This is a genomic window from Limosilactobacillus avium, assembly GCF_947381485.1.
Lineage (GTDB): Bacteria > Bacillota > Bacilli > Lactobacillales > Lactobacillaceae > Limosilactobacillus > Limosilactobacillus avium.
In genome coordinates, this window is the sequence record NZ_CANCWN010000029.1 from 1 (window position 1) to 23,373 (window position 23,373).

The following is a 23,373-nucleotide window of genomic DNA, read 5'->3' on the forward strand; positions in this document are numbered from 1 at the left end:
GGCATACACCAATCGAGATCTTCCTGCTTAATCTACGTCATTAAATTCGTTCAAGTTATTTCTTGCAATCTGCCATAGAAAAATCCTCCTGTACTAAATTTTATATTTTAGTATAGGAGGATCGGCTGACCATGCCTAGACGTGTCGTTATTGACTGCTTACTGTATTTAGAATGCGAAACCTAGTTTTTTTACCCGGAAAGGATCTTTAGTTTTTCGCCAATTTTCTTTATGCATCTTTTGATCCTCAATTACATATATAACGTTTAAATAACTTTATATTCATTAAAAAACATAAAGGTTAAATTTTACTAGACTCTGTAGAAAGTGTATGATCAGTAATTTTCAATTTGATATTTTTGTATCATTATTTAACTTTTAATTTCGTAATGATCTTCTAATCAGTATCTGCAATCAGTTTTGCTTTAGGAAAACTAATTTACGAATTCAATTGGAGGATTAAACTTAATCCCACTTAGTGTTGATTTCCAAACAATAGATAATCGCTGTCCTTTGTAACTCGGTGACTTACATATTACTTTTACAGTATGCAGCATCGTTTTTAGTAGTAAATGTACCCATCCTGGAATGCCTTCCCGACGATATACGTATACTTCATTGCGGTATGCATACTTATAGCGATTAAATCGTTGCGGTGTATCATCAACAATATTGCTTCCATTATTTGACTTACACTTATGAATTATGATACTTGCTGGCACAAAATAGGAAGGATATTTTCGTGAAATTCTTCTTGAGTACTCAATATCATCAGCCCAGATAAAGAACTCTTTTATTGGTAAGCCAACCTCTTTAACAACCTTAGCAGGAACAAGAAAAGAGACGAATGTTCCCATAATAATTTGTTTCGGATGACCACTAAAATTACTCAGTTTTCGATTTAGTGATACTTTGGGAATATTCATCTTACAAATTGATTGATCCTTCCAAAGTACCTTACTAGAAAGAAATCCAAATTTTCCTAATTTTTTAGCTGCTTTCATTAACTCTTCAAGAGCCGCTGGCGTCGGAATAGAATCATCATCCATCAGCCACAGATAATCATAATCTAACTTAGTAGCTTTTTTAACACCAAACTGAAATCCACCAGCACCACCTAAATTGGCACCGGTATTAACATATCTAACTTCCGTACCGAATGTATCGGTCACTAATCTTTTCGTACCATCTGTGCTTGCATTATCAATTATCAATATATCTAAGTTAGTATATGTCTGCGCAAGTAATGCAGTAATACATTCTTTTAATAGTTCTTTTCGATTATAGGTAACTACAACCGCAGCTACTTTCTTCATCGTAAGTACCTCATTCAAATCATGACTTTTTAGATAAATTAAACTTACGCCAAATCTTATGCTTCATTAGCTTCAATGGCGGTATAAAAATTAGATTTAATCGACTATGGGTATTCCAGGTTGTCATCGTTGTGTTAATTGAGGAAAAATCTTTGCCATAGCGACGAACGATTTCTCGGCCAGTTTGAATGTATTGCCAGTTTTCTGAATTCCCTGGTGAATAGTGCCATACTCGTGCTGGAATAACGTAATTATTCTTTCCATTCATTAAAGCTATTAAGCATTGCTCTACAGCATACATGTGCCATCCCTTAATATCAGAGAATGGATGCGCTTCGCAGAACGCTTTTTTCATCACAAAAAAGCACTCATCCAATGTTTGAATTTTAGTTGCTTTCGTAATTGGCTTTCCGAAGTGATAGGAAGGAATGCCTTGAACCATTGTCGTTAAAATAACCGACTTATGATGATAAAGTTCAAACGGACATCCTGCAACACCTACTACACCAAAATCATTTATTTTGATTATTTGATCAAAAATATCATGCAAAGCATATTCGTCTAGAAAACGCATATCAGGGTGCAAGAAAACTAGATAATTACCATGAGCTCTTTTAATTGCTCCATTATAAGCTTCACGAGCTGATGAAAACTGATTATTTCCATTATTAATCTTAATTAGTTCATAGTTTACTTTCTTCTGTTCAGCAATATTGTCCTTGAATTTTTGGTAAACATCTTCTTTATTTACAATAGTAATTATTGAAAATAAATTTTGTTTGTCAGACATAATTTCTCCTTAAATAACATAAAGGATGTTAGAAATCCTAATTAGTCCTTTGCCAATTTAAATTTGCGCCAGATCAGATGCTTTACTAATTTTAGTGGTGGCTCAATAAGTAAACCTAACTTATTTCTGGTAAACCAAGTTGTAATGGTTGTGCTAATAGTTGGGAAATATTTACCATATCGTTTAGCAATCTCTCGACCAGTTTGAACATATTGCCAATTCTCCGAACTTCCAGTGGAGTAGTGCCACATTCTAGCAGGTATTACGTAATTCTTTTTCCCGTTTAAAATTGCCACTAGACATTGTTCTACAGCGTACATATGCCAACCATTTATATCCGAAAATGGATGAGCCTCACAAAAAGAACGTTTCATCACAAAGAAGCATTCATCAACTGTTTGAACCTCCGTAATCCTATCAATCAATGTGCCAAAACGATGCGGCGGATTATCATGAACAATGGAGGTAACAAGCGTTGAGCGATGATGATGTACATCAGATGGGCAGCCAGAGACTCCTGCCACACCAAGGTCTTGAAGCTTAGTAATTTGGTCTAACGCATCACGGAGCGAGTGATTATCCAAGAATCGCATATCGGGATGGGTAAATACAAAGTAATCACCATGTGCTTTTTTCATCGCATTATTGTATGCTGCTCGCGCAGACGTAAACTGATTATTGGTATTGTTAACCTTTACTAACTCATAATTAACGCCATCTTGTTCCTCAAGGCTTTTCTTAAATCCTTGATAGACGTCCTCTTTGTTTACTATCGTTATAATTGAAAATAGTGTTTTTTCTTTAAGCATTTTTCTCCTCACTTTTAATAAAGTAATAAAATGAATCAATCGACTCCAGTTTTCATCAATAAAGCAAGCAGTTAAACCAATTATGCCACCTAACATTAAACCAATAGCAATATGCTTCTTAGTATTTGATCTATGGCTTTCTTTTTCCGCTGTAATACACTTACCTTACACTTTCGCACCAATTGTTAAAACTAACAATCACTATGAATCCTTAGTGTCAATAAGATTAATTAAATTCTCTACATATTATTTCTTAAGTACATAGGCAGATAACTATACAACTTTTTAGTAATGATCAAATTTTTAGCTACATGCATTCATTATTTGTTAATTGGTAAAGCCGAATTTGTTGCTTAAATTTCTCTTTTTATGAGTATACTTCTCACTTTGGAATATAAAATGTGCAGTAATCCAGCCTTTTGCTGATTGTTCTTTTATACAGCTAATACCCAAAACAATGGTTACTTTTTCTCCTTAACAATATAGATAGGTCGTTGCTTAGTCTGCATGTAAATTCGACCAATATAACGACCGACGATTCCTAAGCAGAAAAGCTGGACACCACCAATGAACAGCATAATACATACCAAGGATACCCAACCGAACGCACTACCGTTGGGCGCAATAAAGTGGCGCACAATTACAACGATAATACCAATCACGGCAATAAAGGCGGAAAAGCCACCGATCCAAGTCGCAATCGCTAGCGGGGCCTCGGAAAAGTCAGTGATTCCATCAATGGCGTACTTAAACAACTTCCAGGTCGACCAATCAGTTGTTCCAGCAACCCGTTCCACGTTCTTATATGGCAGGTACTTGGTTTTAAAACCAACCCAGTTAAAAATTCCCTTAGAGAACCGGTTATACTCCTTCAACGAAAGGACCGCATCAACCATTTGCCGGGTCATCATTCGGTAGTCCCGTGCTCCCGAAACAATTTTAGTATCAGAAATGCGGTTGATCACATTATAAAACTGATCACTTAAGAAAGATTTAAACTTTGCTTCTCCCTTCCGGTCGGTCCGCCGCATCCCCACGCAGTCGTATTCGCCCGATGAGATATAGTCATACATCTCCGGCAGGTACTGCGGTGGGTCCTGGAGGTCAACGTCCATCACAACCACATAGTCGCCGGTTGCTGCCTCCAATCCAGCGTATAAGCCGGCCTCCTTACCGAAGTTTCGCGAGAAGGAAACGTAGTGGACACGTTCCGGATCCTTTTCGTGAAGCTTCCGCATCTCTGCCAGCGTGTTATCAGCAGAACCATCGTTGACAAACCAGTATTCAACCTCAACCGGCATCTTTTGAACGACTTTTTCCACCGCCGGATAAAACAACGGGACGGTCTCCTCTTCGTTGTAGCACGGTACAACAATCGATAACTTTGCCACTTCAGATCCCCCTACTATCTTAAGCGTGACCAGTAATCTTACGTAGGATAAACTTGCCGCCCTTCTTGAACCAGTTGGTGTGTTCCATAAAGACGTACTTCACTTCAACCGTTGAGTACTGGGGGTTCTTATCCAACCAGGTATCTAAGAGTAGCTCACTCAAAAAGCCGTATACCCGCTTCTCGTAGGTCGAATAGCTGCTAATATCGGTCCGCTTTTCCACTTCTGCAAGGACCGCAAACATCCATGTGCAGTACTCATCCAAGGGCTGTTTTTTCATCACGAACATGTTGAACATGTGCGCCCAGGTCCGCTTCATGACCTTCTCAAACGACGGCACGTATTCCGGATACTGCTCCTTAATTACCTGCCGCATCACCTCAAACGGCTCGTGATGGTGGGCATGCAGGTAGTGTGACTCATTACTTTCAATGTAGTAACGTCGCTTCGGTGGCAGAATGATGTCATGATCTGCCAGCAGAGCTTCCGCCTGTTTCTTAGATAAAACATCATCGAGCGACTTGCGGTGGTTCATGCTAAGGTACCGACGGTAATGGACTAGCCCCATGGCATCCAGATCTAGGTTCTTCCAGCCCCAGTAAATAGCCGTCAGCTCATTATAGGTCGGGTTCTTAACGGAAATGTTGTCCCCCGTGTTGTCCCCTTGAAATGTATGGTTAACATCAGGGTGAATTTCCTTCCCTACAAAAACAGGCAAATAAAGGCTGTCTTTAGGCATTGCATAGTTTTTATGCGCTGCGACAAGTACTTTCACATCCACTTTTGTTTCTCCTTGTATTACTTAGTACGCGCCATTTGGCACAATCATTACTTTTACCGTTTCAAACATAATCTTCAGGTCAAGCCAAATTGACCGCTCCTGAATGTAAGTCAGGTCAAGGCGGACCATTTCATCAAAGTCAACGTCGTTCCGACCACCAACTTGCCACATCCCCGTGGCACCCGGCTTAACCATTAGACGTTGCTTATCATAGTCAGTGTATTCGGCAACTTCGCCGACCAGCGGCGGCCGGGGTCCAACAATGCTCATCGAACCGCCGACCACGTTGACCAGCTGGGGAAGTTCATCAAGGCTATATTTCCGAATAAAACGACCCACTCGCGTGATGCGTGGATCGTTTTTCATCTTAAACATTGCCCCGTTAACTTCATTTTTACTCCGCAACTTTGCCAACAGTTCATCCGCATTATTAACCATCGAGCGGAACTTAAACATCCGGAAATGCTTGCCGTCCTTGCCAACCCGAATTTGGGTGTAAAAGACGGGGCCTTTCGGATCATCGATCTTGATGCAGATTGCAATAATCAAGAATAGGGGGCTCAAGAGAACCACCGCAATTGATGAAGCAACGATGTCAAAAAGCCGTTTGATGAAGCGGTAGCCATACTGATGATTTAGTTGTTGTTCATTAATATGAATCTTCATTTTCTTTTCTCTTTTTACCTTAGTAATATATCCTACCTATAATACCAGTATTCCCTTCGTTAGGAAAGTCCCTCCTGGTTTTCGCTCAGCCAGTGCTGGACGGTATCGAGGTCAAAGCCCTTCCGGTACATTGCCTGCTTGAACCGCCGCTCCCGGTCCAGTCCTGTGTAACGACGATAACGGTGCCAGACTTTCTCCGCCTGGGCAGCTAGCAGGTCGGCCTGGTGGCCCGGGTCCGCCACCGGTTCGACCTGGTCCTTAATCTGGTCAAAGAGTTCACTGGAGTAGCCCTTGGTCATCAGCCCCTGCCGCACCTTCTGCTCCTGGCGAAAGGTTGGCTGGTTGCGGTAGCGCTTGAACAGCTTCTTGGCAAGCTTACTGGCATTTTCTACCTGCTGGGCACTGGTAAAGTTGGCCAGGGCCGCGTCAATATCGTTTTCCCCAACCTTTTTCAACCGGAGGTGCTGACGGATGACACCCGGGCCCTTCAGGCTGGTAGTCATCATCGTCTGCACGTACGAGAGCGCGTACTGATGGTCGTCCACCAGGCGGTGTTCCCGGAGCTTGGCCATGATGGGGTCCACGAATTCCGGTGGTGTCTTCAGGTCCTGGAGCTTTTTTTCGACCTCACTCTCGCTCCGCATCTGGTAGGAAAGGTAGTCGAGAATCTTCGCATACGCCTGGGCCTGTTGGTCAGCAGTCGTGACCCGTTTGATAAGGTCCTGATCGACCTCCATCCCCTTCATCAGGCGGAACTTCACTAGGACGCTCTCCGCCACGGGAAAGGCGTACTTGCCATCTACATAGACATTATAGCGACCACGCCGCTTTTGTGCCTCAATTTTAGAAATCTTCGCCATTTTTTAAGATTCACCCTTCATTTTTTTCGTTCTGAATCGTTTATATAAGTGTAAGCAGTGGCCACTACTTATGAAAAACACAATAAAGGAGTGCTCAACATGAGTATGGAACGTCAATTCAAGTCTGCCAAGGTCCAGTTAACATTAGTCGGGGACAAGCATCCCAAGGGCATTAAGCGCCTCTTCAACAACGTCTCCCAAGATGCCTCTGGCGAACAGCTGGCAATTGTTGGCTCCGCCATCGAAAGCCTGACCGGTGAAAAGTGCACCGCCACTAACCTGATCACCACCGACCAATTCATTACCGCAGAATAAACTAAAGAAAGGAACTTCTCCAAATGCGAACTCTTAATTTAACTTTCAAGGGCAACCTTGGTAAAAAGCACCTCTTAAAGCTTAGCTACGCCAGTGAAAACCTCTCCGCCGATGCCGTCCGCCAGGCGATGGAACAGATTGCCAACGCCCACGCCTTCAGCAAGGGTGACGAGGAGGATATCTACGCCAAGCCAATCGCTGCTAAGTACGTCGATACCGTCTCCACCGTCCTCTTTAACGACGAAAAGAAAGAAGCACCTGCCGCTTAATAAAGCATGGTACCCCCTATAAGATAAGCTGGGCGCCAACGTCGGAATTTTCCCGCGTTGGGGCCCATTTTTTATTTACGTTTTTGCCGCTCCTCGCGATCAATGATCTGCCAGAAGTGTTCCCGCTCGCGCAAAACCCCTTCGTGAGCCTCCTGGAGGGTGGCGTTTAGTACTGCCCCCAGCATAATGACGTAGCCGGACAGGTCCAGCCAGATCATCATCGCAATGAAGGCCCCAATCGTCTTGTAGGAAATCACACTGTGACGGAAGAAGATTGTGTAGTAAGAAAACAGCCGGGACAGTCCCATCCACAACAAGGCTGCCAAGAGCGCTCCCGCTACGGCATAGCGGAGGTGGACCTTGGCGTTAGGCACGAAGTAGTACAACAGGGTCAACGCCAGGAAGAGGACCGCAAAGGTAACCGGCCACCGCAGTGAGCTAAACAGGTAGATGTAACTCCGGTTAAAGCGCAAAAACGGCTGAATGCTCTTGAGGACCTGTTCACCAAAACCGTAGAGCAGGACGATGATGAAAATCAGAACCAGGACAACAATCATCCAGATAAAGGAGACCACCCGGTTGATCACCGGGTTCTGGTTACGGGCGACCCCGTAGGTCAGGTTGACCGACCGCTGGAAAGCCGCGATTCCCTGACTGGTTGACCAGAGAGCAATCAGGGCCCCAGTCGTCAGCAGGCCCCCACTCCCCCGGCGGAGGAAGTCAAAAATCAGGGGCCGGATGAACTGGTACACTGAGGTGGGAACTGCCGATTGGAGGTAGGCCAAAACGGTGTTGGCATCTAGTCCCACCATTGGCAGGAGGTTCCCCACCACCAGGACGGCCGGGAAAATCGATAATAAGGTATAGTAGGCCAACATGGCGGCCGAACTTGATATCTGGGCCATGGTGAAGTGCCGCATCAAGAGCAGCACGAAATTCTTAAATTTCCCTGGTTCCTTACTCATGGTATTCTCCCTTTAATAGTATAGGGACATTATATCAGAAATAATAGGCAGTGGACGATAATACGAATAAACGGGGTTGTGACAAAAAGCCCCTTAATTAGAAGCTCCATTCGGAATTTGATGAAAATTTCGAATGGAGCTTTTTGATTATGGCAAATATTTTGAGAAAATGGGCGGCCTCCCGGCCATTTTCTTCATGTTTAATGCCATTAAGGCAATCCCAATTTGTCTTTTAGCTTTCTTGAGGCCACGTACCGTGAACCTCTTGAAACCCAAATAAGCCTTCAGATTACCAAAAACTGTCTCCACATCATACTTACGACGGGAGTAAGTGTTGGAATTTGAAAGCGACTCGCGAGCTTTTGACTTAAAGTATTCCCACTGTGGATTCACCATAATGTACTTGGTGTTTCCATGTGGGGTTAACGCTTGAGGAATGACCTGATGATTTTCATCGTACTTTTCAGCATGATACACTTTGAAATCACGGTGGAACTTGTACTTGTCATTCCGGTATGCATACCGTTTGAAGTTGAATCGGACGCCTTGTGGGTTTATATAGTAGTCATCAACCTCATGATATTCCCAGTTCATTACTTTCCGATCATCAGAACGCCATTTACGACTATTTTCTTTGATCATGGTGCTGTAAGGAATCAAGGCTGTGCAATCAGGCAGTTCATCCTCAATATACTTATAGTTACGTTCCGAACCATAACCAGCATCGGCAACAATTTCTCGCCCCAAAACTTCGTTCTGGGCGAGCTGACTCAAGAATGGGACTAATGTTCTGGTATCGGTTGGGTTCTGCATGAGATCATAGCCCAGCACGTACTGTGAACTAGTCATAATTTGAAGATTATACGCTGGCTTTGTTTGGCCATTACGCATTGGATCTTCCTTTAAGCGCATGAAGGTAGCGTCATGATCTGTCTTGGAATAGCTATTACGTTGACCAGCAATTTATGATTGTGCTTGATATTCAAGATGCTTTTGACGACAATGGTCTAAAGCATGGAGGTACTTCTTGGCGTGACGTCGTTCCTGCTTGGCCGGATTGGGCGAAACTTTTGCGGTTTCGGCCACCCGTTGGTTCAACTCTTCAATCCGTTGTTCAAGTAAGGCAATAATCGTATCAAGCTGATCAATATCAAAATTATCGTCATCAACATCAATCTTAACTTCTGCTTGCTTGATTTCACGAATTAGTTTCTGAGCCTTTTCAACATTTAATTCGCTATACTTAATAGTGCGCTTCTTCCAAACAAAGGAATACTTATTCGCGTTGGCCAAGATCTTAGTTCCATCAATAAATGAAGCCTCATCAATCATTCCCTGAGCCTTCAAATAGTCATGAAATTCCTTGAAGCTACTCTGAATCATATCTTCCAGTTCTTGAGAGACAATGAAGCGAGCAATAGTGCGATAAGTTGGCCGCTGTTCTTGGGTTAGCCACATTGCGACAATATTTTCACGAGCAAAGCGTTCAATTTTTCTGGAGGAAATGATCCCGTAACTGTAAGCCAGTAAAACTAACTTTAGCAGCATTCGTGGATCGTATTCTCGTGGTCGCCCCATGACATTAGGTCGCCGAACTGCCAAGCTTTCAACCAAGTGATTAATGTAATGTGCTGGATGATTTAACTCAGGTTCATAAGCGGTAGGTATGTTCAAACTTAGTTGATTGATGTTATAATTAGGTTCCAATGTTTTTGTATCCTTTCGAGGGTATTTTGGAGGCATCGACGGCCAGGTCGATGCTTTTTTCTTTTACTAATATTTTAAAGGAAAATGGAGTTAAATGAAATCCGAAGATTTCATCTAACTCCATTAATTATTTGGGACTTATGTCACAGCCCCGTTTTGCTTTAACAAATTATTTATTAGCCTGCCGCTTCTTGGCCGCAATCTGGTAGAAGACCAGGGCCACGATGGCAAAGAAGATTGGTCCGGCGAGTGTCCAGAAGGCAGTTTGGTAATCCTTCTCCAGCAGTGGTTGCATGAAGGTGAAGATGATCCCACAAGCCAGGATCAGTTCCACAAAGACAACCAAGACGTTGGTCCAGAACCGGTTCTTGAAGATTACGAATGGCCGGTCCAGGTTCTTCTTCGCCTTGAAGAATGGGAAGGCACCAATCAGGAAAATGTATGGGAAACAGGTTGAAACGTTGGCCATATCAGTCAGGATCAGGTAGAACTTTTGGGCGGCAGAACCACCAAAGGCAACCAGGAAGACGATGACACAGACAACGATGGCTTGCAGCCACATGGCGTTGGCTGGCATGTCAGCCTTGTTAAGCTTGGTAAGCTTTTTTGGCCATAAGTCTGGGTTAGAACCAATAATAAAGGCCTTGATTGGTGAGTACATCAGGATGAAGAGGGCCCCTAAGAAACCAAGGGTCTGGGCTAAGGCAACGATCCGAGTCATGACAACCCCGAAGGTCAATGCTGCCGCGTGTGACCAGCCAAGGGAGGTCCCCATCGTGATCCCTAAGTAGTTGAAGACCACGTAGGTAACGTTCCCCAGGTTAACACTGCTCTTGGTGAGGTCGTGCTGGTAGTTGACGGACCAACCGAGCATGAAAATCATCAGGACATAGGCACCAATGGTGAATACACTGGCGATGATCAGGCCCCGTGGGAAGGTCTTTTCCGGGTTCTTCATACTATCCGTAACGGACCCCAGTGATTCCATCCCCCCGTAAGCAAAGATAGCGTAAGCCACGAATGAGATGATAGCAATTGGGCTTTGGAATTGTGGGTTTGGCGAGGTGATGAAGGAGCTGACACCATGGATTGGTTCCTTCAAGACACCCTTGTCAGCGATCAAAACGATGAAGCTGACAACCACGAAGATGATGTTAACGGCGATGGTGAAGATCCCACCGAGTGAACCGACCTTAGCGATAGAGTTCATCCCCCGCGAGCTCAGGAAGGTAACGACCAGGATCATGATGATCCCCAGCACCCCGATGAACTGGGTAGAAGTCAGTCCAAAGGCGTGCCACTGCTGGGTCGTGTCCTTACCGAAAATCAGTGCGGAAAAGGTGATCCAAATCCGTGAGGCCGTGGAAACCATCCAAACAATCCAGGATGCTAACCAAACGAAGGTCCCCATGAAGGCAATCCGTTCACCAACGGAACCCGCCAACCAGGAGTAGATCCCCCCTTTGGCGTCCTTAAATGTCGAGCCGTATTCGGCCATCATTAAGCCGCACGGGAAGAAGAAACAAATCCCCGCCAGTGCGTACCAGATAATACTACCGTAGCCCATTTGCAAGTAGGCGTTTGAAACATTACCAAAACCGAAGATGGCGGTAATGATCATCGTGACCAGGCCAAAGGTAGTAATAATTTTTTTATTACCACTCTGTTCTTCCAATATCCTATTCCTCCATAAATGCTTATAATCTTAAATAAAACTAAGAAATTATTTAATAAAATAAGTATAGTTCACTTTTTGAATATTTGAAGGGTTTACAGGCCTTTTTAATCAAATTCTAATCAAAATATGCAATTATTTTTGCTAAAATATTCATTTGTGATACAAAATAACGCGATTATTCAGCTTTTGTGCGTATAAAGATGCATTCACCTGGCTTGCATATTTATCGGGACAAAATGACAATTTGGGTGGATTTGGTAACATAATAATGAGAATTGATAATATTTGCTTAACTATTATAAGAGAATTTATCGAATTGCTTTATTTTGTTAAGTTGGCGTTACCGCCTGATAGTGAGATTTAAAATACAAAACCCCAGCCAGCAGCTGAGGTTGAATTAATTATTTGAATTGTTCCGCAACTTCCCGGGCAATCTTGCCGTAATGTTCCAGGTACTTGGCGTAGTTGTCATCGTAAAGGTACTTAGCATCCGCTTCAGAGTCTTGGGAAGTCAGGATCTTTGGTCCCTTGTCCGTAACAACCAGGGTGTGTTCGTATTGGCAGCTCCAACCACCATCGGCCGTCTTAGCTAACCAGCCACTTGGGTCGCTGGTGTCGGCTTCCCAGGTCCCGGTGTTGATCATTGGTTCAACGGTGATGGTCATCCCCTTCTTCAGGCGCAGGCCATGGCCGTGTTCCCCGTAGTGCGGAACCATGGGATCTTCGTGCATGGTTGGTTGAATACCGTGCCCAACAAACTCCCGGACATCACCATACCCATTTTCGTCTTCGGTGTAGTGCTGAATAACGGCGCCAATGTCCCCAATCCGGTTGCCGGGAACACACTGGTCAATTCCCATGAAGAGCGCCTTCTTGGTAACATCCATCAGCTTCTTAATTTCGGGCTTAACTTCGCCCACTGCGTAGGACCAGCAGGAGTCACTAAAGAAGCCGTCGACGCTGACCACGGTGTCGACCTTGACCAGGTCCCCCTTCTTTAACATGAGGTTTTTGCGGGGGAAACCGTGACAGATTTCGTCGTTAACACTGACACAGGTAGCGTACTTGTATCCTTCAAAGCCAATTTGTTCGGCCTTGGCACCGGCAGCCTTGAAGTACTTGCGGGCAAATTCTTCAATCTTCCAGCTGGAAATTCCGGGCTTAATAAACTCGCGAATTCCGAGGTGCATGCCGGCAAGGGCCGCACCAGATTTTTCCATCGCTTCAATTTCACGTGGCGATTTTAATGTAATCATTCTCGGATCTCCTTTTTGACATTCTATCGTTATTAGTATACCACTTGTCACCGCTAAAACACCCAAACCATGCTATACTAAAAAAGATTAATAATTTGGAGGCATATATAATGAAAGCACTCGTAGTTTACGCAACCATCACTGGTAACAACAAAGATGTCGCCGACCTGATCGCCGAATCTTTGGAAGACGACCACGACGTCGATGTTGAAACCACCGAAATCTCCTTAGCCGACCCGGCGGACTTCGAAGACGTTGACATCTGCGTGGTCTGCCCTTACACCTACGACGAAGGGGCCCTGCCTGACGAGGGGATGGACTTCTACGACGACCTGCAAGAAGAAGAACTGGACGGCAAGGTTTACGGCGTTGCCGGCTCCGGGGACACCTTCTACGGTGACGACTTCTGCAAGGCAGTTGACGAATTCGGCAAAGTCTTTGACGGCACTGGGGCAACTAAGGGCAGCGAAAACGTCCACATCAACCTGGCCCCCGACAGTGAAGACGTCAAGAAGCTGGACCAGTTCACAGCAGAGCTCGTTAAAAAGGCGGAAGAACTGAATGCTTAAGACACTGTGGGACAAGTACAAGTCGATTGTCGCCTACCTCTTCTGGGGTGTGGTGACGACGATTGTCAACCTAGCCACCTTCCAGATCCTCAGTTCCGGGATCCACTGGAATTACGAAGTTGCCACGGTTATCGCTTGGTTCGTGTCTGTTTTGGTCGCCTACTTCACCAATAAGGTCTGGGTATTTGGCTCCCATTACACCACCGTCAGTGACTTCATCACCGAGCTTTTCCGCTTCTTCTTCTACCGGGCCCTGACTTTGGTCATCGATATCGTCATTACCTTTGTCGGGATCTCCGTGCTCGGTTTTAAGGACCCGCTCGGTCAGTTCATCGTCAAGGTTATCGACAACGTGATCGTCGTTGTTGCTAACTACATCTTCTCGAAGTGGCTCATCTTTAATAACAATAAGAAGATTGAAAATAAGTAACTACTACGTAAATAAGGCCCAAGCTCGGGATGAATCTTCCCTGCTTGGGCCTTATTTTATTTATTTACCAGGTAATCCTGGATAATCTGAAGGATCTTTTCACTGGCGTGCCCATCGCCGAAGGGGTTATCCGCTTCTGCCATGCGCTTGTACTTCCGGTGGTTATTGAGCAATTCAAAAACGGCCTGCTGGATGCTGGTCGGGTCCGTCCCGACAATCTTGACGGCCCCCACATCAACCGCCTCTTGCCGCTCCGTCTTTTCCCGGAGGAGCAGGACCGGGGTGTGCAAGGCGGGCGCTTCTTCCTGGATACTTCCCGAATCGGTAATGATTAGCGTTCCCCGGGCCGCCAGGCGGAGGAAGGTCGAGTGGTTCAGGGGCTTGGTCAGGTGAACCCGGTCATGCTTGCCGAGGACCTCTTCAGCCATCGCCATTACCTCTGGGTCCGGAAAGACCGGGTAGACCAGGTCAACATCGGGGTTGGTCTCCACAATGTCACGCACCGTGTGGAAGACCTGGCGCATCGGTTCACCAAAGTATTCGGGCCGCTCCATCGTCAAGATAATCAGGTGGTGGTCCGCTGGGATCTCCGGAAACAGGGCTGCCGGGTTGTCGTCGCCAGCCAGGGTTTGCTTTACCATGTCGATCACCGTGTTCCCCGTCACGTAGATCTGCTTGGCCGGGTGGTGTTCCAGCAGGAGGTTATCACGCGCATGGGTTGTCGGTGCAAAGTAAAGGTCAGCGAGGTCGTCAGTCAGCCGGCGGTGCATCTCATCCGGAAACGGCAGCCGCTTGTCATGGGTCCGCAGCCCCGCTTCGATATGGCCAATCGGCAGGTGGTGGTAAAAGCCCACCAAACTGGCGGCCAGGCTGGTGGCCGCGTCCCCGACAACCAGGAGCATGTCCGGCTGGCCAGCATTGATGACGTTATTCAGGTTGTGCAACAGTAAGCTTAAGCCCTCAACCGGGTCTATGGTCTGGTTGACTTCCCGGGCCAGGTCAAAGTCCGGCTTGATCTTCAGGTAGTCCAGTGTCTGTTGGAGGACCTCCTGCTGACTCTGCTGCATGGTCGTTACCACCAACGGCTGCCAGGTGTCCGGGTCGGTCCGGGTTAACTTGATTACCGGTGCTAGTTTCAACGCTTCGGCCCGGCTCCCGAAGAGGAACATGATTCGATACGGCGGTTGCACTTAGCTCGCTCCTTTCCATAAAATTCATTATTATTGTACACCTAATATTTCAGCAAAATAAAAGCAACCCGGGAACTTCTTCGCCAGGTTGCTGGTTAAAATGATGATCCCATCCGGGCTTGAACCGGAATCGACCGCTTAGGAGGCGGATGCACTATCCAATTATGCTATGGGACCAAACAAAGAATATTATCGCATTTACCTTGGTGAAGGTAAAGCGATAATGTTCTTTTATTTTGAATTTTGCCGACGGTGCTTCAGACGGATTCCCTTATTCTTGCGGTTCTTCTTGTGACGGTGCTTCTTGGGCTTGGAGAAGCCTGCAAAGGTCTTATCCACCGACTTCTTCAACCGCGGTTCACCCGTCAGCTGCTTCTTTTGCAGGCGGTGGTCAGCTTTTTTGACATAGGGAACTGTCCGTTCACCAGCAACCGGCTTCTGGTCAGTCAGCTGGTCTTCGCTGATGTAGAAGTGCTTGATGTCCACGTCGAGGTCCTTGACGAGCTTACGCAGGTCACGGATATCGTGGTCATCCCCGAGGTTAATGACCATCCCCCGTTCACCCTGCCGGCCGGTCCGTCCTGCCCTGTGGACGTAGGTATTGGTTGCGGTTGGCAAATCAAAGTTCACCACCCCGGGCAGCTTCGGAATATCCAGCCCCCGGGCCGCCAGATCGGTGGTTAAGAGCAACTTAATTTGGCGCTTACGGAACATCCGCATTGCCTTTTCCCGCTCGGTTTGCCGTTGGCGCCCACCGAGGATGCCGACATTGACGTGCTCGTGTTTTAACCGGCTGGCCGCGTAATGAAGTGTCCGGGTACTATTGAAGAAGACCAGGGCCCGGAAGTCCTTCATGCTAGCTAGCCGCCGGAGGGTCGCCGTCTTCTGGGCGTTCGTCCGGGCAGCGAGGTAGACGTGGCGGACAGGACCGCGTGAATGGTCGGACTCACGGACATCGAAGGTCACGATGTCGCGACCAAACATCACGTTCAACTGGTTGAGGACTGGGGACATCGTGGCCGAGAAGAAGGCCAGCTGGGTGGTCAGCGGGGTCGCCCGCTCAATGTCCTCAACAAATACCAGGGTATCGTCTTGCAGGAGGTCATCTGCTTCATCGATCACCAGTGTTTGTAGGTGGCCGAGCTTCAGGTGGTGGTTATCCAGCATGTGCAGGACCCGGCCGGGCGTCCCGACGACGACATCGGGGTGCTTGTGCAGGTGCATTACCTGCCGGCGGAGGTTAGCGCCCCCAGTCAGGGACTGAACCTTAACACCAATGATTGTCCCCCACTCCCGCATCACCCGGGCCGTCTGGAGGGCCAGTTCTTGTGATGGAGCGAGGACCAGGATCTGGGTACCAGAACCCGGCATCACCTTGGGCAAAAGCGGCAGGGTGAAGGCCAGGGTCTTACCGGAACCAGTCGGGGCAATCCCCAGGACGGATTTATCGGTCTGGAGGGCCTTTTCAACCGCCGACTGGATTGCCGTTGGTTGCTTGTACAGCTTATCAAAATGTTCCTTAAATTGTTCGATCAAATACTATCATCCTATTCTTGATCATTGTCTGCTGGGAATACTAAGTTAGCTGATTGCCGGAGGGAGTACATGACGGAGTTAACCGTCCGTGCCAGGTCCATCCAGTGTTGGTACTTCTTCATTTCGGCTGGGTCATCCGGATTGTTGAAGAGGTCGGCGAAGTCGTTCATTTCATCGGTCATGGAGTTTTCTTCAACCGGGACGTCCAACGGGTGGGCATTCTTGTCGGCATCGTAGTAGACAACCTTCTTGGTGTTGAAGATGCTATCGAAGACCAGGGTGTCCTTTAAGCCGTAAACTTCTGATGGCAAGTGTGAGTTAGCGGTCTTACCGAAGTTCAGGGTAACGGAGAACTTGTCATAGTCAAGGATGGCAACTCCCTTGGCATCGACACCCGTCTTCGCAAGGGTTGGATAGTATACGACCGTGCTTGGTTCACCGAAGAGGGTTACCGCACCGTAGACGGCGTAAACTCCCAGGTCCATCAGGGCCCCACCGGCAAAGTCGAGAGTGAAGATATTTGGATATGGCTTATCACCAGCTAAGACCTTATCGTAACGGGATGAGTACTTCATCACCGTAATTGTGGCCCCTTGGCAGTGGTTTTCCTTCATCTCGGCAACCTTTTCAGCGGCCTTCTTGTAAAGCGGCGTATGGATGTGCCGGGCGGCTTCGACTAAGCGGGCCTTCGGGTGGGCAGCAAGGAGGGATTCGATGGCGCTGAATTCGTCAGGATTAGCGAACGACGGCTTTTCAACGATGATGAACTTATCGTTTTCGATTGCCTTGCGGACCTGTTGGTAGTGGAGGCTGTTTGGTGAAGCAACGTAAACTACGTCAAAGTCCCCTTCAGTGAAGAACTTGTCGAGGTCGTCGTAGAATTCGGTGGCGCCATATGGCTGGCCATATTCCTTGGCCCGGTCCATCGTCCGTGAATAAACGGCCGTCAGCTTATACTTGCCAGTAGTCTTAGCGGCGTCTAACATCTGATCAGTGATAATGTGAGTTCCGATAATTCCTAACTTGAGCATAATGCAATTCTCTCCTTTAAATATAAATACGATTGTTACAACTAATTTTACCAATTATTGCGGCTTTTTAACAGAATTGAAATCTTCCCATAACACAAATGTGTGTATAATAAGCATGGAAGTTAAATGACTTATCACATACTTAATTGAGGAGATCGATGGAATATGAAGAAAAAGGGAATGTTACTTTTCGGCGCGGGACTTATGGCTGGACTCAGCAGTACCTTCGGGTTCAGCCGCGCAAAGAAGAGTAGCACGACAACAGCGCTACCAATTTTTTACACTGGTACTTGGAAATATTATGACAAGGAACGCAATCGATCCCATAAAATCACCATTTCTCCTGAACTTAAATTGGGCATCGACAATCAGATAATTCCGGCAACTGTTCAACAAATTAAGAATGACAAATTAGTATTCCTTGATAAGTTTGGTTACCACATAACGATTCGAGCCAATGAACAACGGCCAGTTTCCCTTTCCGATGAGGCTGACGACCAGGTTTACACAATTCAACCAGTTCAATAATTATTGGAGCGCTGTAACACAGCGTTTTTTATTTTAAAATTTATTTGTCGTAGGTGCGGTGGTGCGGGGCCTGGTAGTCATTCATGAATTTAATGATCGTGCCCAGGTCATCCCCAAAGTACAGACTCTTCAGATATTCCTCCTCCAAAAAGCCGGCCTTAGTCATCTCAACCAGTTGCTTTTGCAGATTATCGTAGTAACCGCGGTAATTGTAAAAGGCAACTGGCTTTTTATTATCACCGATTGTGACCCAGGAGGCCGCCTGGCTAATCTCTTCCAGGGTCCCTACGCCGCCGGGAAAGGCCAGCATCCCATCCGCCAGGTTCATCATCTTTTCCTTACGGATGTCCATGTTGGCAACGATCTGCCGGTCCGTGACCCCGTCCAAGGCCACGCCGCGGTCGTACAGTTCCTGGGTAATCACGCTGTGGACCTGACCGCCATTCAGGAGGGTCCCCCGGGCAATTGCCCCCATCAGGCCGTGACGGCCACCGCCATAGACCAGGTCAATCTGGTGGGCGGCCAGCCACTCGCCGAGCTTTTCCGCCTCCACCATGTAGTGCTTGTCCTTGCCTTCTAAGGCTCCACAGTAAACTGCTAACTTGTTAATTGTCATCTACTTTCCCCTCTTTGCTTAATTCTTGAAGTGCCGCCAACTGCTGTTTGATATCAGCCGCGGCGGTCTTAACGGCCATCTCTTCAACCGGGTATAACTTGAGCAGCAACAGGTTCCCCACACCCTGGCGCCCAATTAGTGCCGGAAAACTTACGTAGATCGAATACTGCGGCTGGAAGATGGCCACCGGCAAGGCCAACTGCTCATCGGTAAAGATCGCCTGGATAATCCGCCGGGCCCAGGCAACCGCCGCACTAGCGTTGTAGCCCAGTCCCTTCAGGGTGTACCAACCACTGAGATCTGCCTGAACCTTGAGCTGGCTCTCGTCCAGCCGGTGACCATTGATGGATTCACCGATCCCCTGGCCGTTAACCCGGACAGTGGACCAGGCAAAGCTCTGCCGGCCGTTATGCTGGCCGTAGACAAAGCCGGTCACATTGGCGGCGGACAAGTGGGACGCGTGGGCCACTGCCCGCCGCATCCGGGCAGTATCGACCACCGTTCCTAGGCCAATCACCTGCTTGGGTGGCAGGAGTAGTTCCTGCTGGAGGAAGGCGGTGATGGCCTCGTTCGGGTCGGTCAGGTTGAGGACGATTCCCTGAAAGCCGCTGGCCTTGATTTGCGGGGCGATTTCTCTTACTGCCTGGCCGCTGGTGGTGAGTTCGGCCATCGGCTGTTCCTTAGCCAAGGCACTCTTGCCGACCGCCACGACAATGACTTGGGCCCCACCAAGCGCCGCATAGTCCTGGATGGTGATTTTTAGGTGGTGGGCGCTGGCCGTGGCCGCGTCCGCCAGGTCAGTTTGTACTGCTAAGGCGCGGTCGTCATCCTGGTCGATCAGGACCAACTCGTCCGCTTCGCCAGTGACCGCCAGTTCATTTGCCAGGAGGCGCCCCACGTGGCCTAATCCAATAATTCCAATTTTTCTCATGCCTGCACCTCGCTAATTACAAAGGAGAGGCTGACGCTGTCTGCGCCAACCTCCGCTTATTATTTTAGGATATTTATTCTTGTGGTTCCTGCAACTTCTGAGCTTCGGGGAAGGCGTTCAAGACAAATTCCCGTGGGCCCTTACTAAAGTCGAGGGGTTCTTCTGCCTGGTACATTTCCTTATGGCCCCCCACATAGAGGGTGACCATATCTGGCTGTAATTCAAAATGAACCCCCAGCTCGATTGCTGCCCGCAACAGGCGCTGGACGTCATCCGAGTAGTCCTTGCTGATGGCCTGGAGCGGGTGCTGGTAGTTGATATTGTTAGTGTACCGGTCGTTCGCAATCTTCAAGCCGAATGACAGGAGGTTCCCATTTTCAATCCGGTCAGCCAATTGACCACTGATGGTCAGGGCCGGGTCTTCCACCCGCCGCTTAGCAAAGGTCAACGCTAGCTTGTACTCCCGCGGAGCGTTGAACTCTTCCACGAAGGCCTGGAGCTCGTCAATCAGCTTGTTGGCAGCGTCCTTCATCCAGTCGGTCTCATCCGTCGGCTTCTGCAGGGCGACCTCGTTATTCAGTTCACGCGCCTTTGCCAGACGGGTCGTCAAGTCATCCGGAAGGGGTGAGACGATGGCGTCTAACAAGAGGAGCTCCAAGAAGTTCAGGGTATCATCACTGATTCCTGTCCGGGAGAGCGGGTCAAGGTCGAAGTTTCGGAATTCGAGGTAGTCAATGCCGGCAGCCATTGCCCCCCGCAGGTCCCGCATGTCCTGGTCGTGGTGACGAAGGCGGACGGGCCCGAAGAATTCCTTGAGGCTGTAGAAGGTTCCGTTGTCGACGTACTCCTGCAGCTGGTCAACGTGCTCTTCGAGAGAGTTGTAGGTAATCCGTTCACTGGCCTTGTTATCGTCCCCGTACTCACTGGCCCGAATGCTCCGGACCGGGAGTTCGATATTGTCCGGGAAGCTCTGCGGCATGTTCTCGGCAACTGGGCTGGCCCCGTACAGGTAGGTGAACAGCCATTGGTAGAGGTAGTAGGCCTGGGCGAGCTTGAAGTAGAGGTGGTTGCGGAAGGCAACCTCATTATCGTACTCGTCAGTGTAGAAACGCTGGTAGAGCGTTGATACGAGGTCACTATCCAAGCCAAAGTTGATGTGGACATCACCCATGATTTCCTTGGCAACCCCATATTTATTTCCCAGGTAATCATGGTCGGCCTGGGCCCACGGCTTGGAGTAGGCGTCCTTCAGGTAGTCCATGTCGTGTTGGTAGACCGGCGCGGGGGCCATGCTAAGTGGCCACAGGCGCTCATCGCTGTGAAGCTGCTCAATCATAATCTGTTCCAGCATCTTCAAGTGAGTAACCGCATGGCGGCTCCCCACTACCGGTGGTGTCTCAAAGTCAATCATGTCATCGGTAAATCCTGAATTCAGGTAAATGTTGTATTGACGTGACCGCAGATTAGCCGGATATGGGTACCGACTGGCCCGGCCGTTCGTCAACACACGATGCTTTTTAGCTTCTAAGCCGAACTGGCAGGCAAACATTTTGGCGTTCAGTTCGGGCTCTTTCAAAGCTGACTTGATTTGGTCATATTTATCAGCCATCTAGCATCCTCCCAATCATAATATATCATTCTCACTCTAACACTTTTGGAACATAATGGGCAATCTTTTTAGAAACAATGTCAATAAATTGTCTTACTAGGTGCCGGTATTAGTCGTTAAAAGTGCCTGCAGAAGATCCTACAAGTCCAGAATTTGCACGGGGTTGCCCCACTCCTTGACGAGGTTAAGGAGGCGGTCGACGGGAATGATTACCGTTTTAGTGTTGTCGTTGGGGTGACAACCAAGCGGTAGATTCGACTCGAGAAGCTGCCGCGCAACGACCAAGGTAACCTGGTGGTCGCGGTCGTTGATAAGATTAAAAGGAGATACAGCCCCGGGGGCGATGGCAAGGATTTTTTTCAACTCATCTGGGCGCGCAAAAGAGAGTCGCGATGTGTCCAACTGCTTTTTCAACTGACGCATGTTCAAGCGTTGGCTATCAGGAAGCATAATAAGAAAGAAGCCCTGCCGGCTGTGCAGAAAGAGGTTTTTGGCGCGTGCAAAGGTGTAGCCGTTGACATATTGGTCAGCTTCCGCGGCTGTGTAGACCGGGGGATGGTTAATCAATTGGTAAGGAATCTGTCGTTCTTTCAATAATATTAGGATTTGATTAGTCATTGCTGGAACCTCCTGATTATTTCCCGGGAAATATGTGACGACTGCTGGTAGATGGACCGCGCGTACAAAGCTTTGGGCTGCGGGAGTTGGGTTGTTTGCAGCCTGCTGGATAAGGTAGCGGACACGGGACGTAGCAAGCCAATGGTCACCGACAAGGGTTTGGGCCCTTCTGGGAGCAGCATCTTTGCCGTAGCCCTTTCCGGGATGGATCCGGTCGAGTTGCCAGCTTGGATAGGTGATGATTTGAGCGGTGGGGACCCGACTATGCCAGCGGGCTTCGTAATGCCAGCCGGCCACTACCCAGGTGTATTTGACCTGGACGTAGCCATTTTTGGCTTGGCGCTGGGCGGTAGCATGGCACGGGATTGGCCACGGAGCCAGCTTGCGGGAACTAGATGCCGCGCCAAAAGCATTTTCGAATGTCGACATGGGTCGCATCTTTGAACGGCACCCCCTCCGCTTCTAGCATGGGCCGCTGGTCAATCCAGCCAGGCGCCAACCGACCGTTTGCCGTGACTACCCGGTGGCAGGGATGCTTACCGCATCCGCCAAATTTACCCAGTGCCTTACCAACGAGGCGGGCGTTACGCGGGCGGCAAATCATGCGGGCAATCTGGCCATAGGTCGTGACTCGCCCGCACGGGATTAGGTCCACTGTGTTGAGGACGTCCTGAGTGAATTGCTTGTCTAATTTGGCTGCCATGGGGCACCTCCCTTTTAGGATTTGCTTATAAAAGTCCGTAATATATTTTCTATTAATAAGTGAAAAATAATTTCAAGAGAAAAGTAGTCACTTTTACAAAAGCAATAAAGGAAAGTATTAAGAATAAGGCAAACCACAACTTTAGCTCTTCAAGTACAAAGTAAATAACCGCTGTAGCGATTATAAATAAAACTAACGCCACAGCGGGAATAAAGTATTTGCTTCTATAGAATGCAGTAACTTTTTCTTTCAAGAATTGTCTCTCCTCACAACTACTCTTCATTAAATTGAAAATTGTACTTTATCATGCATCAATAATTCCCCCATATATATGGGGATTATGAAATATTAAAGAATCAATCGAAGTAGTATTAGGGATTCCCCCCATACACATGGGGATTAACTTAAAGGTCCTTATTAATGCACCCACTCCATTGCGTTTGTGTTCAAAGATGGTAAAGTAATTAGAATTAACAAATGAATATTTACAGAATACGACACGGATTTAGAAATAGTTTTCTTTTCTTTTTTCCTTCTATATAGCAAACATCCTTTAAGCTAGCAGGTTCAGCAATAATTTCATACATTTCAATGATCTTTTGTATCAGTTGCATAGTTTTATTTTCTGCTAAAGTTTGATCTGCCTCTAACATAAGAAATGTATTCATACGAATATTAAATTTATGATTATAATTTTGTAGTTCTGAAGAGCTAGCATACCCTATTTTCAAAATGGCAGATTGTAAAATTTAAGTTGAACATTTAAGTGGACAGAAAAAACCATCAAGGTCTTTAATGGTGTTACCACAC

The 23,373-nt window shown here is 47.4% G+C and carries 25 protein-coding genes, 1 tRNA gene and 1 pseudogene; 5 read left to right on the forward strand and 22 right to left on the reverse strand.

Translation table 11 applies throughout. The features are described from left to right. Positions 1-433 precede the first annotated feature (433 nt). From QOS01_RS08445 to recX, 7 genes are all read right to left on the reverse strand, one after another. Positions 434-1,315: a glycosyltransferase family 2 protein gene (locus QOS01_RS08445; RefSeq protein ID WP_283621961.1), complete on the reverse strand. Its 882-nt coding sequence runs from the start codon at positions 1,313-1,315 to the stop codon at positions 434-436. A gap of 19 nt (positions 1,316-1,334) precedes the next feature. Further along, positions 1,335-2,105: a glycosyltransferase gene (locus QOS01_RS08450; protein ID WP_283621962.1), complete on the reverse strand. Its 771-nt coding sequence runs from the start codon at positions 2,103-2,105 to the stop codon at positions 1,335-1,337. 41 nt (positions 2,106-2,146) lie between these two features. Then, positions 2,147-2,914 (reverse strand): glycosyltransferase, encoded by a 768-nt coding sequence (locus tag QOS01_RS08455; RefSeq protein ID WP_283621963.1) that lies wholly within the window; start codon positions 2,912-2,914, stop codon positions 2,147-2,149. Between the two features lie 461 nt (positions 2,915-3,375). Then, positions 3,376-4,305, reverse strand: a complete 930-nt coding sequence (locus tag QOS01_RS08460; RefSeq protein WP_283621964.1) for a glycosyltransferase family 2 protein — start codon at positions 4,303-4,305, stop codon at positions 3,376-3,378. A 19-nt stretch (positions 4,306-4,324) separates the two neighbouring features. Then, positions 4,325-5,086 carry a DUF4422 domain-containing protein gene (locus QOS01_RS08465; RefSeq protein WP_283621965.1) on the reverse strand — a complete coding sequence of 254 codons (762 nt, stop codon included), beginning with the start codon at positions 5,084-5,086 and terminating at the stop codon, positions 4,325-4,327. Between the two features lie 21 nt (positions 5,087-5,107). Further along, entirely contained in the window at positions 5,108-5,752 is a 645-nt protein-coding gene (locus QOS01_RS08470; protein ID WP_283621966.1) for a sugar transferase, read from the reverse strand. Positions 5,753-5,811: 59 nt separating this feature from the next. Next, a complete protein-coding gene (recX, locus tag QOS01_RS08475; RefSeq protein ID WP_283621967.1) occupies positions 5,812-6,612 on the reverse strand; it encodes a recombination regulator RecX in 801 nt (266 codons plus the stop codon). A gap of 99 nt (positions 6,613-6,711) precedes the next feature. Here recX and QOS01_RS08480 point away from each other — a divergent pair, with 99 nt between their 5' ends. Next, positions 6,712-6,927, forward strand: a complete 216-nt coding sequence (locus QOS01_RS08480; RefSeq protein WP_283621968.1) for a DUF1659 domain-containing protein — start codon at positions 6,712-6,714, stop codon at positions 6,925-6,927. Between the two features lie 23 nt (positions 6,928-6,950). Beyond that, positions 6,951-7,196, forward strand: a complete 246-nt coding sequence (locus QOS01_RS08485) for a DUF2922 domain-containing protein (protein WP_283621969.1) — start codon at positions 6,951-6,953, stop codon at positions 7,194-7,196. Between the two features lie 71 nt (positions 7,197-7,267). On the opposite strand, the gene QOS01_RS08490 is transcribed toward QOS01_RS08485, so the two are convergent. The 4 genes and pseudogenes from QOS01_RS08490 to map all read right to left on the reverse strand — a co-directional run bounded on the left by QOS01_RS08490 (position 7,268) and on the right by map (position 12,802). Then, positions 7,268-8,161, reverse strand: a complete 894-nt coding sequence (locus QOS01_RS08490) for a YihY/virulence factor BrkB family protein (RefSeq protein WP_283621970.1) — start codon at positions 8,159-8,161, stop codon at positions 7,268-7,270. Between the two features lie 29 nt (positions 8,162-8,190). Continuing rightward, positions 8,191-9,868 (reverse strand): annotated as a pseudogene (locus QOS01_RS10835) (IS1182 family transposase). A 169-nt stretch (positions 9,869-10,037) separates the two neighbouring features. Then, entirely contained in the window at positions 10,038-11,543 is a 1,506-nt protein-coding gene (gene yjeM, locus QOS01_RS08505) for a glutamate/gamma-aminobutyrate family transporter YjeM (RefSeq protein WP_283621972.1), read from the reverse strand. Positions 11,544-11,947: 404 nt separating this feature from the next. After that, positions 11,948-12,802 (reverse strand): type I methionyl aminopeptidase, encoded by an 855-nt coding sequence (gene map, locus QOS01_RS08510; protein ID WP_283621973.1) that lies wholly within the window; start codon positions 12,800-12,802, stop codon positions 11,948-11,950. Between the two features lie 107 nt (positions 12,803-12,909). Between map and QOS01_RS08515 the strand changes: the two genes are divergently transcribed. Both QOS01_RS08515 and QOS01_RS08520 read left to right on the forward strand, forming a co-directional pair. Continuing rightward, positions 12,910-13,371, forward strand: a complete 462-nt coding sequence (locus QOS01_RS08515; RefSeq protein WP_283621986.1) for a flavodoxin — start codon at positions 12,910-12,912, stop codon at positions 13,369-13,371. After that, entirely contained in the window at positions 13,364-13,801 is a 438-nt protein-coding gene (locus tag QOS01_RS08520) for a GtrA family protein (protein ID WP_283621974.1), read from the forward strand. The genes QOS01_RS08515 and QOS01_RS08520 overlap by 8 nt, the downstream gene beginning before the upstream one ends. A gap of 56 nt (positions 13,802-13,857) precedes the next feature. Here QOS01_RS08520 and wecB read toward each other — a convergent pair whose 3' ends face one another. The 4 genes from wecB to QOS01_RS08540 form a co-directional block, all read right to left on the reverse strand. Then, complete coding sequence (gene wecB, locus QOS01_RS08525) at positions 13,858-14,991, reverse strand: non-hydrolyzing UDP-N-acetylglucosamine 2-epimerase (RefSeq protein ID WP_283621975.1); 1,134 nt, start codon at positions 14,989-14,991, stop codon at positions 13,858-13,860. Positions 14,992-15,095: 104 nt separating this feature from the next. Continuing rightward, positions 15,096-15,168: transfer RNA gene (locus tag QOS01_RS08530), tRNA-Arg, on the reverse strand. 54 nt (positions 15,169-15,222) lie between these two features. Beyond that, entirely contained in the window at positions 15,223-16,527 is a 1,305-nt protein-coding gene (locus QOS01_RS08535) for a DEAD/DEAH box helicase (protein ID WP_283621976.1), read from the reverse strand. Positions 16,528-16,538: 11 nt separating this feature from the next. After that, positions 16,539-17,558 (reverse strand): Gfo/Idh/MocA family protein, encoded by a 1,020-nt coding sequence (locus QOS01_RS08540; RefSeq protein WP_047770126.1) that lies wholly within the window; start codon positions 17,556-17,558, stop codon positions 16,539-16,541. A 165-nt stretch (positions 17,559-17,723) separates the two neighbouring features. Here QOS01_RS08540 and QOS01_RS08545 point away from each other — a divergent pair, with 165 nt between their 5' ends. Then, positions 17,724-18,086 (forward strand): DUF4828 domain-containing protein, encoded by a 363-nt coding sequence (locus QOS01_RS08545; RefSeq protein ID WP_283621977.1) that lies wholly within the window; start codon positions 17,724-17,726, stop codon positions 18,084-18,086. A 40-nt stretch (positions 18,087-18,126) separates the two neighbouring features. On the opposite strand, the gene QOS01_RS08550 is transcribed toward QOS01_RS08545, so the two are convergent. The 7 genes from QOS01_RS08550 to QOS01_RS08580 all read right to left on the reverse strand — a co-directional run bounded on the left by QOS01_RS08550 (position 18,127) and on the right by QOS01_RS08580 (position 23,216). After that, positions 18,127-18,702 carry an LOG family protein gene (locus QOS01_RS08550; protein ID WP_283621978.1) on the reverse strand — a complete coding sequence of 192 codons (576 nt, stop codon included), beginning with the start codon at positions 18,700-18,702 and terminating at the stop codon, positions 18,127-18,129. After that, entirely contained in the window at positions 18,692-19,633 is a 942-nt protein-coding gene (locus tag QOS01_RS08555; RefSeq protein ID WP_283621979.1) for a lactate/malate family dehydrogenase, read from the reverse strand. Before QOS01_RS08555 ends, QOS01_RS08550 begins: the two co-directional genes overlap by 11 nt. 73 nt (positions 19,634-19,706) lie before the next feature. Beyond that, complete coding sequence (locus QOS01_RS08560) at positions 19,707-21,242, reverse strand: glutamate--cysteine ligase (protein WP_283621980.1); 1,536 nt, start codon at positions 21,240-21,242, stop codon at positions 19,707-19,709. Positions 21,243-21,380: 138 nt separating this feature from the next. Beyond that, positions 21,381-22,289 (reverse strand): prolyl-tRNA synthetase associated domain-containing protein, encoded by a 909-nt coding sequence (locus QOS01_RS08565; protein WP_283621981.1) that lies wholly within the window; start codon positions 22,287-22,289, stop codon positions 21,381-21,383. Then, a complete protein-coding gene (locus QOS01_RS08570) occupies positions 22,252-22,563 on the reverse strand; it encodes an MGMT family protein (protein WP_283621982.1) in 312 nt (103 codons plus the stop codon). The genes QOS01_RS08565 and QOS01_RS08570 overlap by 38 nt, the downstream gene beginning before the upstream one ends. 52 nt (positions 22,564-22,615) lie before the next feature. Continuing rightward, positions 22,616-22,816: a hypothetical protein gene (locus QOS01_RS08575; RefSeq protein WP_283621983.1), complete on the reverse strand. Its 201-nt coding sequence runs from the start codon at positions 22,814-22,816 to the stop codon at positions 22,616-22,618. Positions 22,817-23,048: 232 nt separating this feature from the next. Beyond that, positions 23,049-23,216 carry a hypothetical protein gene (locus QOS01_RS08580; RefSeq protein ID WP_283621984.1) on the reverse strand — a complete coding sequence of 56 codons (168 nt, stop codon included), beginning with the start codon at positions 23,214-23,216 and terminating at the stop codon, positions 23,049-23,051. Between the last annotated feature and the right edge of the window lie 157 nt (positions 23,217-23,373).

What these genes read in the sequence shown, in the direction of transcription:
- QOS01_RS08445 (WP_283621961.1), bottom strand. Translation starts at nt 1,315, where the DNA reads ATGAAGAAAGTAGCTGCGGTTGTAGTTACCTATAATCGAAAAGAACTA.
- QOS01_RS08450 (WP_283621962.1), bottom strand. Translation starts at nt 2,105, where the DNA reads ATGTCTGACAAACAAAATTTATTTTCAATAATTACTATTGTAAATAAA.
- QOS01_RS08455 (WP_283621963.1), bottom strand. Translation starts at nt 2,914, where the DNA reads ATGCTTAAAGAAAAAACACTATTTTCAATTATAACGATAGTAAACAAA.
- QOS01_RS08470 (WP_283621966.1), bottom strand. Translation starts at nt 5,752, where the DNA reads ATGAAGATTCATATTAATGAACAACAACTAAATCATCAGTATGGCTAC.
- recX (WP_283621967.1), bottom strand. Translation starts at nt 6,612, where the DNA reads ATGGCGAAGATTTCTAAAATTGAGGCACAAAAGCGGCGTGGTCGCTAT.
- QOS01_RS08480 (WP_283621968.1), top strand. Translation starts at nt 6,712, where the DNA reads ATGAGTATGGAACGTCAATTCAAGTCTGCCAAGGTCCAGTTAACATTA.
- QOS01_RS08485 (WP_283621969.1), top strand. Translation starts at nt 6,951, where the DNA reads ATGCGAACTCTTAATTTAACTTTCAAGGGCAACCTTGGTAAAAAGCAC.
- QOS01_RS08490 (WP_283621970.1), bottom strand. Translation starts at nt 8,161, where the DNA reads ATGAGTAAGGAACCAGGGAAATTTAAGAATTTCGTGCTGCTCTTGATG.
- map (WP_283621973.1), bottom strand. Translation starts at nt 12,802, where the DNA reads ATGATTACATTAAAATCGCCACGTGAAATTGAAGCGATGGAAAAATCT.
- QOS01_RS08520 (WP_283621974.1), top strand. Translation starts at nt 13,364, where the DNA reads ATGCTTAAGACACTGTGGGACAAGTACAAGTCGATTGTCGCCTACCTC.
- QOS01_RS08540 (WP_047770126.1), bottom strand. Translation starts at nt 17,558, where the DNA reads ATGCTCAAGTTAGGAATTATCGGAACTCACATTATCACTGATCAGATG.
- QOS01_RS08545 (WP_283621977.1), top strand. Translation starts at nt 17,724, where the DNA reads ATGAAGAAAAAGGGAATGTTACTTTTCGGCGCGGGACTTATGGCTGGA.
- QOS01_RS08550 (WP_283621978.1), bottom strand. Translation starts at nt 18,702, where the DNA reads ATGACAATTAACAAGTTAGCAGTTTACTGTGGAGCCTTAGAAGGCAAG.
- QOS01_RS08555 (WP_283621979.1), bottom strand. Translation starts at nt 19,633, where the DNA reads ATGAGAAAAATTGGAATTATTGGATTAGGCCACGTGGGGCGCCTCCTG.
- QOS01_RS08560 (WP_283621980.1), bottom strand. Translation starts at nt 21,242, where the DNA reads ATGGCTGATAAATATGACCAAATCAAGTCAGCTTTGAAAGAGCCCGAA.
- QOS01_RS08565 (WP_283621981.1), bottom strand. Translation starts at nt 22,289, where the DNA reads ATGTCGACATTCGAAAATGCTTTTGGCGCGGCATCTAGTTCCCGCAAG.
- QOS01_RS08570 (WP_283621982.1), bottom strand. Translation starts at nt 22,563, where the DNA reads ATGGCAGCCAAATTAGACAAGCAATTCACTCAGGACGTCCTCAACACA.
- QOS01_RS08580 (WP_283621984.1), bottom strand. Translation starts at nt 23,216, where the DNA reads ATGTTAGAGGCAGATCAAACTTTAGCAGAAAATAAAACTATGCAACTG.